Here is an 8,314-nt window from a genome sequence, read left to right as displayed (position 1 = left end):
ATTCGAAGACTACAGGCTGAGAACATGCCCGCGGAAAGCATGCGCATAAAAAAATGCCGGCAAAGTCTAAGACTTTGTCGACACTCTGAGGAGATGCGAACGCATCTCCTTTTTTCATATTCCCTTTATCGAGTTCTTTCTTTACTTGTCATATATTTATGATACATCTTTTTTATTTAATAATTCTTTAATACGTTCTAAGACATCTAAATCTTTTCGTTTTATTTCTTTATTTTCCATGTAAAACTACCCCTTTATATGTTATTTCACCAATCAAAATTACTAGAAACAACATGTGTTAAACATTTAAGGAAATATGAAATATTGACTTTTCTCGATTTAATTATATCAACGTTGATAAGATAATATCATTTATCTCTTTTCTATTGTTGCGTGATGTAGTTCTCCGTCCAATATGGCTGTAATTCTTCGCCGATATCAACACCTACACCTAATTCTTTATAATCTTTATTTAAAATGTTTTTTCTATGTCCAAGTGAATTCATAAGACCATGATGTGCATATATACTACTGATTTGACCATAAGCCAAGTTTTCCCCAGCAGTAACATAATTAAAACCATCTCGATCTAATCTATCAAATGGAGACATACCTTGTTTGTTATTATGATCAAAATAATCGTTATTCACCATGTCTTGGCTATGCTTTCTTGCAGTTTCACTAACACGCTCATTATAAGCTAATGTAGGTAAACCAAACTGTACACGTTCAGCATTTACAAGATCAAAGTTTTGTAATTCTAAAGCTTTTTTGTATTCATCAGAAGCTGCATGATACTGATTCGTTCGTTTATCTTCAGTTGATGATGCAATCTGCATGATACCTTTAATTTGATTATTTTCATGTTTATCATAAAACACGGTTGTATAGATGTTATCAAATTTGAAAACATCATAATCTTCATCATTTTGTATGAGTTTCACTTTGTCTTTTTCTATTGCTTTTTCAGGTTCTCCAAGTATAGAACGAACTTTATCTTTGTTCATTTTACTTGTAATACCTTTTTTAGAAGTTATAAGGTCTTGGTTTGTATATAAACCAGTTACTTTGTCATGATCATAACTTACCATTACAAATTCATGATAGTCGTTATGATACACATGCCATTTCTCGTTATATTCATTAGCAGTTATACGCTTAGGTTTACCAAGTTTCTTTTCTACTTCGCTCTTTGTTTGATTGATTTGAATATTATTAATCGCAAATTCTTGGTCATCTGGTGTCTTCAGTTCAACTTTCTTAGCTGTTTCTTCGTGTTGTAATCCTTGTTGAACATTCAATACTTTTTGCCCAATTTGTCTAGACAAATCTGATTCTGGGACTGGCTTGATAAGTGTTAAGCATAATAGCAACATAAATAAAAAGAATACTTTTCTCAAGTCGTCACCTCACTTGTTTTAGCCGCGATCACTATCACCATTAAATATTGAATTACGAACAATTACATAGTCTACTTTTGTAATAGAATGTAGATCTTTTCCACCTGCATAAGAAATAGAACTTTGTAAATCTTGTTCGATTTCAATTAACGTATCTTTTAGAGAGCCTTTATGTTCAACAAACATCTTTTTACCCTCTACATTTTTACGTTCACCTTTTTGAAATTCAGATGCACTACCGAAATACTCTTTATATAGTTTACCTTCTAATTCAACTGTTTCACCTGGAGATTCTTCATGTGCAGCAAATAATGAACCAACCATTACCATACTTGCACCGAATCTAATAGATTTAGCAATATCACCGTTCGTTCTAATACCACCGTCAGCGATCATTGGTTTTCTAGCAGCTTTGCTACAAGCGTTAATTGCAGCTAATTGCCATCCACCAGTACCAAATCCAGTTTTAATTTTAGTAATACATACTCTACCTGGTCCGATACCAACTTTTGTTGCGTCAGCACCCGCATTTTCAAGTTCACGAACACCCTCAGGCGTACCAACATTACCTGCAATTACAAATGTTTCAGGAATATGTTGTTTAATATGTTTAATCATTCTTATAACTTGCTCAGAATGACCGTGTGCAATATCTATTGTTATATATTCAGGAACAAGCCCTTCATTAGAAAGTTGTTCTATAAAAGTATATTCATTGTCTTTAACACCTACAGAAATTGAGGCGAAGAAGTTTTGGCTTTGCATTTTTTTGATAAATGGAATACGTCCTTCTTCATCAAAACGATGCATGATATAAAAATAATCATTACTAGCAAACCATTCAGCTAGTTCTTCATTCATGACTGTTTGCATATTTGCAGGTACTACTGGTAATTTAAATGTCTTTGGACCAAATTTTACAGTAGTATCACATTCAGAACGGCTTTCTACTATACATTTATTTGGTATTAACTGTACATCTTCATAATCAAAAATTTTCATATCAATAACCTCTTTCACAACTATTAATAATAATCCATTAGTTACTATACATGGTTAAGTAGTAAAAGTAAACGAAATAATACTATAAATGTTATTTATTTAGAGCTTTATCAAGAGTTTTGATATTTTCTTCCATTAAAGACTGATATGAAATATTTTTTTGTTTGGCTTCATCTTTAGTTAATACTTCTAAATTATGAAATTTTAGCGGTTTACTTTTCGTATCTTTCTTTATAATATCTGTCATTTTTGAACTAACATTTTGCTCATATAAAATATATGGTGATTTCGAGTTGTTAATATCTTTAATAATTTCTAGAATTTCTTTTTGAGTTGGTTCTTCATTATTCATGCCTGTGACACCTTTTTGTTTAAAGTGATATCTGTTAGCTAAATACCCTAGAGAATCATGAGAAATAAATACAGTATCTCTTTTTGTATCTTTCGTAACGTTTTGTAAACTTTCATCAATCTCGTTTATATCTTTAATGAGATTTTGATAATTTTTTTGATAATATTCTTTATGATCAGGATCCTTTTGTACGAGTTTATCTTTAATAGATTTAGCCGCTTCTTTATTAACAATTGGATCCAACCAAATATGTGGATCGTTAGCACTTTCTTCGTCTTCGTGCTCATGTTCATGCTCTTCTTCTTCACCATGTTCATGATGATGTTCTAAAATATGACTTTCTTTCAAATTAGCAACCGCCTCTAATTTGTGATCATCACTTTTAATAGTAGAACTAATTTTTTTAGCTACTGGATCTAATTCATTTGAAGAATATATAAACAAATCACTTTTAGCAATATTAAGCATTTCTTTTTGTGTTGGTTCATAATTATGTAAATCCGTGCCGCTCGGGTAAATAGAATTTGCATCTACATATTTTCCACCAATTTGTTTAGCAAAGCTTTCATAAGGAAAGTTAGTTGCATAAATTTTGATTTTGTCATTTGATGATGTTTGGTTGTTACAACCTGAAAGTATAAGTGCCATCGTTAATAAAGCACCAACTATAATATATATTTTTTTCATATTTTAACTCCTACGTTATTATTTGTTTTAATTATAACAATATACGCTTTTACACATCATATCGCAATTATATAATACACATATTTTTGCATTGAAAACTCATTTATATTATGCTAAAATTATAAAACGTAACGATTACTGAATAGAAAGGCTGATGAACATGCGTGTCAATATCACGTTAGCATGTACTGAATGTGGCGACAGAAATTATATTACAACTAAAAACAAACGTACAAATCCTGAACGTATTGAAATGAAAAAATACTGTCCAAGATTAGGTCGTCACACTTTACACCGCGAAACTAAATAATTTCTTATTCTATAAGAAAATATACGACAAAGAAGTCAATTCATACATTTGAAATGACTTCTATTTTTATATACTGTTACTTTATGGCTTTAAAGCATTTATGCGTTAAAAGTTTTTGTTGCTTATTTACTGAAATACTAATAAAATAATATGTATATTTTATTTACAGATAAATTGTACAATTAGAAAGCAAGGTGAATTATATGGAAGAAATGAAACGAGGATTAAAGACTAGGCACATATCAATGATCGCCATTGGTGGTTCGATTGGTACTGGTTTATTTATGGCCAGTGGTGCAGTCATCACTCAAGCAGGACCTGGCGGCGCACTTATAGCTTATTCAATCATTGGTGTTATGCTCTACTTTTTAATGACAGCTATAGGTGAACTTGCAACATTTTATCCAGTTTCTGGTTCATTTAGTGCTTACTCAAGTAGATTTATTGATCCATCAGCAGGATTTACTGTTGGTTGGCTATATTGGGTAATTTGGGCACTGGTAACAAGCGTGGATATATTAACTGCAGCAAAAATTATTACATACTGGGATATATTCCAAAATATTAACCCGTTTGTATGGAGCATTATTTTCTTAGTTATTCTATTCTTACTCAATGCATTTACTGTTAAAGCATTTGGTGAAGCTGAATATTGGTTAAGTTTTATTAAAGTCGCAACTATTATAATCTTCTTAATAGTTGGTGTACTTGTGATATTTGGAATCTTAGGCGGTAATGAACCACTTGGACTATCAAACTTCACTTATAAAGAAGCACCATTCGTAAATGGTATTTCTGGTTTCTTAGGTGTACTACTTGTTGCTGGATTTAGCTTCGGTGGTACAGAAGTAGTAGCCGTAACAGCTGGTGAATCTGAAAATCCTAAAGAATCCATGCCAAAAGCAATTAGACAAGTATTCTGGAGAATTTTATTATTTTATATTTTAGCAATCGCTGTGATTGCAGCAATTATTCCATATACTGATCCATTGTTATTAAATAAATCAAACACTGTAACACAAAGTCCGTTTACAATCGTATTTGATAGAGTTGGTATAGCATTCGCTGCTTCAATAATTAATGCAGTTATTTTAACAGCACTCATTTCAGCTGGTAACTCAGGCTTATATGCTACAAGTAGATTACTTTACTCACTTGCACAACATAAGCAAGCACCTAAGTTTATCAATAACTTAAATAGAAACAATATGCCATTCGTTTCATTATGTGTCACAATCGTATTAATATTCGTTTCTATCGTATATGCAACGATTAATGCAGATGGTTATTATAGATTATTGAATATGTTAGGCGCACTTGTTACTTTAGTTTGGTTAATGAGTATAATCAGTCATATCCGATTAAGAATGGCCATTAAGAAACAAGGCAAATCAGCAACAGATACACTTGAATATAAAGCACCTTTATATCCATTAGGTCCAATTATCGTAATCGCTGTTATAGCATTCTTATTAATCGGTCAATCATTTGATAGCATTATGACATTGAACTTCCCAGTATTAATCGAATCATTCTTACCGATTATATTAGGTTTCGTAGTATACTTTATTCATAAATTCACAACGAAATCAAAAATTATCAAACTAGAAGACATTGATTTAACAAAACACCAATATAAGAAATAATTTTTAAAAGCGCCACTCAAGTAGATTGAGTGGCGTTATTTATATTTTTTTATAAAATTATCAATAGCTTCTACTAACTCATCTAATGCAGGTTGTTCTACAGGATAGTGACCTCCATTTTGTAAATCTATAATCTCGTGTTCGACTTTTTTTAATTCGGATAAAAATGGAACACTCAAATATTTTGGTGTACATCGGTCTAAGCTTGGTTGTGTTAATAACACGGGACAAGTATCGAACATTTCAGGTTCCACTTCTGGTTTATAATTACCATATGAATCTAAGAAAGTCATTGTTGCTAAATTTCCCGCAGACGACTTATCATTTAACATTATTTTTAGTATTGTATCATTGTTAACTAAAGTGTACATCTTAGAAGCTATTTTCATAGGAATTCTTATAAATCCAAGACCGATTTTTCTCATTAATCCTGCAGCTGGGATACCTATCCTGCTCATTAAAATATCATGAGCAGTCGCATCTCTTATCATTTGTTTACGCTGATCTAAAAATGTCATACCAATAATACCCTTAACTTTTTTATTTTTGGCAGCAACATGAAATTTTTCCATACCACCAGCACTTAACCCATATAAAAAGATAGGGCGTGTATCTTTTTTACTTTCTTCATCTATATAATCAGAAGCTAAATTTACCCAATCATCATAAGTGACAATCTCTCCCTTTTTAACCTGGGTCATGCCATATGTTGGCATATCAATTGCTATTGTCTCATAATTTTTCTTTGCTAATGGCCCTCCTGCTATTAAAGACAGTTGTCTACCATTAGTGCCAACACCATGTAATAAAATTATTTTGACATCTGCGTTTTCATTTCTAAACGTGTCCAAATGTACATGATGTCCTTTCCAATCCCACCACTCTTCATTCGGCTCATATTCTTCTGTAAAATGAAATTTTTCAGGTAATTTAGATTCAATTTTTTCCATGCAATTTGATGTTTATAATTCATAATTATTCACTCTTTTTAAAATTATTAAATTTAACGTCTTTTAGTAAAGGAAATTATCCCATTTTTCTTAAAAGTTATCCATAAAGCTCTCCATATATTCAATTTAAGATTAGGATTTTTCCATGTGCCATTAAATAAAATTGAGCCTCATACCAACTAAGTTCTATCATTGACCCTAATTTTTTATCTATAAATTTAACGTTAGTTGTAATTCTTGGTAAGTCCGGTGTTATATATGTCCCATTTATTATTTGGTTTGGTAAATCAGGATTAATTACTAAAGGTTTAGCAATACCTACCATATCAATCGAACCACTATTAATTGCAGCCTCCATACCCTCAGCCGATCGAAAACCACCAGTTACAACAATTGGTGTATTCACTAATTTTCTCGCTTTATCTGCATAATCTAAAAAATAAGCTTCACGTTTTTTGGTACTCTCACGGATATTACTTCCTTCAAACATAACAGGATTTTCATAATTACCCCCTGAAATTTCGATTAAATCAATTCCAGCTTTATCGATAGCTTTTAGAACTTTCATTGAGTCTTCTTCTGTAAACCCACCACGTTGAAAATCTGCAGAATTTAACTTAACAGCAATAGGAAATTGTTCACCTGTACGACGTCTTATTTCATGATAAACTTCCATTAAAAAACGCATACGATTTTCAAGGCTACCTCCCCATGCATCATTTCGTTTGTTGTGGAAAGGTGATAAAAATTGATTAATAAGATAACCATGTGCGGCATGAATTTGTACACCAGTAAAGCCTGCTTTTTTTGCAATATATGCTGTGTTTCCAAAACGCTTTATAATTTCTAAAATTTCATCATGCTTTAATGCGCGTGGGTGATTAAAAACATTCGACAAATTTCCTCCTACAGGAATTGAACTAGGGGCTACTGGTTCTTTAGATAAATTTTTAGGTGACTGTTTACCTGGATGATTAATCTGCATCCACAAATGATTATTGTTTTGAGTTCCCACTTTTGCCCAATTTTTCAACAAAGTTATATCTCTTTCATCTTCTATAACAATGTTTCCTGGTTCGCCTAATGCATTACGATCTACCATAACGTTACCGGTCATCAGTATGCCCGATCCACCATTAGACCAACGACTGTATAAATTCACTATATTTTTTGTTGGACTATTGTATCGATTACCTAATGTTTCACTCATTGATGCTTTATAAAAACGATTTTTAGACATAAAATTTTTCGTTTCTAATTTTGTTTCTAGTTTTTTCATCATATTAAAACTCACTTTCCTTTTTTGGAATATGATAACTCTCAATATATTGATTCATATGATTAATCATTACTTGTAATGATTTAATACTAGTATTTTCAGGGTTAATATAATAAAAATTTTTTGTACCTATTTTTTCTACAGTTACAATATTGGCTTCTTTTAAGATTTTTAAATGATACGATACTGAGGGGCGAGATAAGTGGGTTTTCTTAGTAATTTCTCCGACTCGCATCCCTTCATTACATCCTACTTCAATCAGAGCTAACACAATTGATTGACGTGTTTCATCACCAATTGCTACAAGTATGCTCTGGCATTCTTGAAACTCATCCGCTAATTTCTTTAACTCTTCAGTATTTTTCAAGATTTTCCTCCCATCTGTTTAATAAATTAAACGATTGAATGTTTACACTTTAACATAATAATGCTCTAAAATTTCATTGAGAAAGAAAGTCTAGACCAATGCGAATTATATTACTATGACCGTCCTTAGTTACAATTCCACCGACTTTTGTTACTATGGCTCCCCTTAGTTACAATTCTACCCACTTTTGTTACTATGGCACCCCTTAGTTACAATTCCAGCTACTTTTGTGGACCGTCTACACTTAATTGGACAACTTCTTTAAAGAGAAGTATTGTTAAAATTAAGAAAGTAGGTGGTCTTTTTATGAGAAGAGAGCGT

The 8,314-nt window shown here is 31.6% G+C and carries 8 protein-coding genes; 2 read left to right on the top strand and 6 right to left on the bottom strand.

Annotated features, from left to right (window positions below):
* Positions 1 to 383: 383 nt before the first annotated feature.
* The 3 genes from LQ611_RS13495 to LQ611_RS13485 all read right to left on the bottom strand — a co-directional run bounded on the left by LQ611_RS13495 (position 384) and on the right by LQ611_RS13485 (position 3,441).
* Entirely contained in the window at positions 384 to 1,400 is a 1,017-nt protein-coding gene (locus LQ611_RS13495) for a CAP domain-containing protein (protein ID WP_107566069.1), read from the bottom strand.
* Positions 1,401 to 1,418: 18 nt separating this feature from the next.
* Positions 1,419 to 2,402, bottom strand: coding sequence for a GMP reductase (gene guaC / locus LQ611_RS13490; protein ID WP_107566070.1), 984 nt, complete (start codon positions 2,400 to 2,402; stop codon positions 1,419 to 1,421).
* A 91-nt stretch (positions 2,403 to 2,493) separates the two neighbouring features.
* Positions 2,494 to 3,441 carry a metal ABC transporter solute-binding protein, Zn/Mn family gene (locus LQ611_RS13485; protein WP_107566071.1) on the bottom strand — a complete coding sequence of 316 codons (948 nt, stop codon included), beginning with the start codon at positions 3,439 to 3,441 and terminating at the stop codon, positions 2,494 to 2,496.
* 160 nt (positions 3,442 to 3,601) lie between these two features.
* Here LQ611_RS13485 and rpmG point away from each other — a divergent pair, with 160 nt between their 5' ends.
* Together rpmG and LQ611_RS13475 are read left to right on the top strand one after the other, a co-directional pair.
* Complete coding sequence (rpmG, locus tag LQ611_RS13480; protein ID WP_049318964.1) at positions 3,602 to 3,751, top strand: 50S ribosomal protein L33; 150 nt, start codon at positions 3,602 to 3,604, stop codon at positions 3,749 to 3,751.
* A gap of 203 nt (positions 3,752 to 3,954) precedes the next feature.
* Complete coding sequence (locus LQ611_RS13475) at positions 3,955 to 5,397, top strand: amino acid permease (RefSeq protein WP_107566072.1); 1,443 nt, start codon at positions 3,955 to 3,957, stop codon at positions 5,395 to 5,397.
* A gap of 35 nt (positions 5,398 to 5,432) precedes the next feature.
* On the opposite strand, the gene LQ611_RS13470 is transcribed toward LQ611_RS13475, so the two are convergent.
* The 3 genes from LQ611_RS13470 to LQ611_RS13460 all read right to left on the bottom strand — a co-directional run bounded on the left by LQ611_RS13470 (position 5,433) and on the right by LQ611_RS13460 (position 7,993).
* Positions 5,433 to 6,347, bottom strand: a complete 915-nt coding sequence (locus tag LQ611_RS13470) for an alpha/beta hydrolase (RefSeq protein ID WP_239709652.1) — start codon at positions 6,345 to 6,347, stop codon at positions 5,433 to 5,435.
* Between the two features lie 121 nt (positions 6,348 to 6,468).
* Positions 6,469 to 7,629 (bottom strand): NADH:flavin oxidoreductase/NADH oxidase family protein, encoded by a 1,161-nt coding sequence (locus tag LQ611_RS13465; protein WP_239709650.1) that lies wholly within the window; start codon positions 7,627 to 7,629, stop codon positions 6,469 to 6,471.
* A 1-nt stretch (position 7,630) separates the two neighbouring features.
* Positions 7,631 to 7,993 (bottom strand): ArsR/SmtB family transcription factor, encoded by a 363-nt coding sequence (locus tag LQ611_RS13460; RefSeq protein ID WP_103361194.1) that lies wholly within the window; start codon positions 7,991 to 7,993, stop codon positions 7,631 to 7,633.
* Between the last annotated feature and the right edge of the window lie 321 nt (positions 7,994 to 8,314).

The organism is Mammaliicoccus sp. L-M44, assembly GCF_022386355.1.
Lineage (GTDB): Bacteria > Bacillota > Bacilli > Staphylococcales > Staphylococcaceae > Mammaliicoccus > Mammaliicoccus sciuri_A.
This window is presented reverse-complemented; position numbering and strand designations above follow the sequence as displayed.

Bases quoted from the DNA above. Each gene is read 5' to 3' on its own strand.
- guaC (WP_107566070.1), bottom strand. From the start codon at position 2,402: ATGAAAATTTTTGATTATGAAGATGTACAGTTAATACCAAATAAATGT.
- LQ611_RS13485 (WP_107566071.1), bottom strand. From the start codon at position 3,441: ATGAAAAAAATATATATTATAGTTGGTGCTTTATTAACGATGGCACTT.
- rpmG (WP_049318964.1), top strand. From the start codon at position 3,602: ATGCGTGTCAATATCACGTTAGCATGTACTGAATGTGGCGACAGAAAT.
- LQ611_RS13475 (WP_107566072.1), top strand. From the start codon at position 3,955: ATGGAAGAAATGAAACGAGGATTAAAGACTAGGCACATATCAATGATC.
- LQ611_RS13470 (WP_239709652.1), bottom strand. From the start codon at position 6,347: ATGGAAAAAATTGAATCTAAATTACCTGAAAAATTTCATTTTACAGAA.
- LQ611_RS13465 (WP_239709650.1), bottom strand. From the start codon at position 7,629: ATGATGAAAAAACTAGAAACAAAATTAGAAACGAAAAATTTTATGTCT.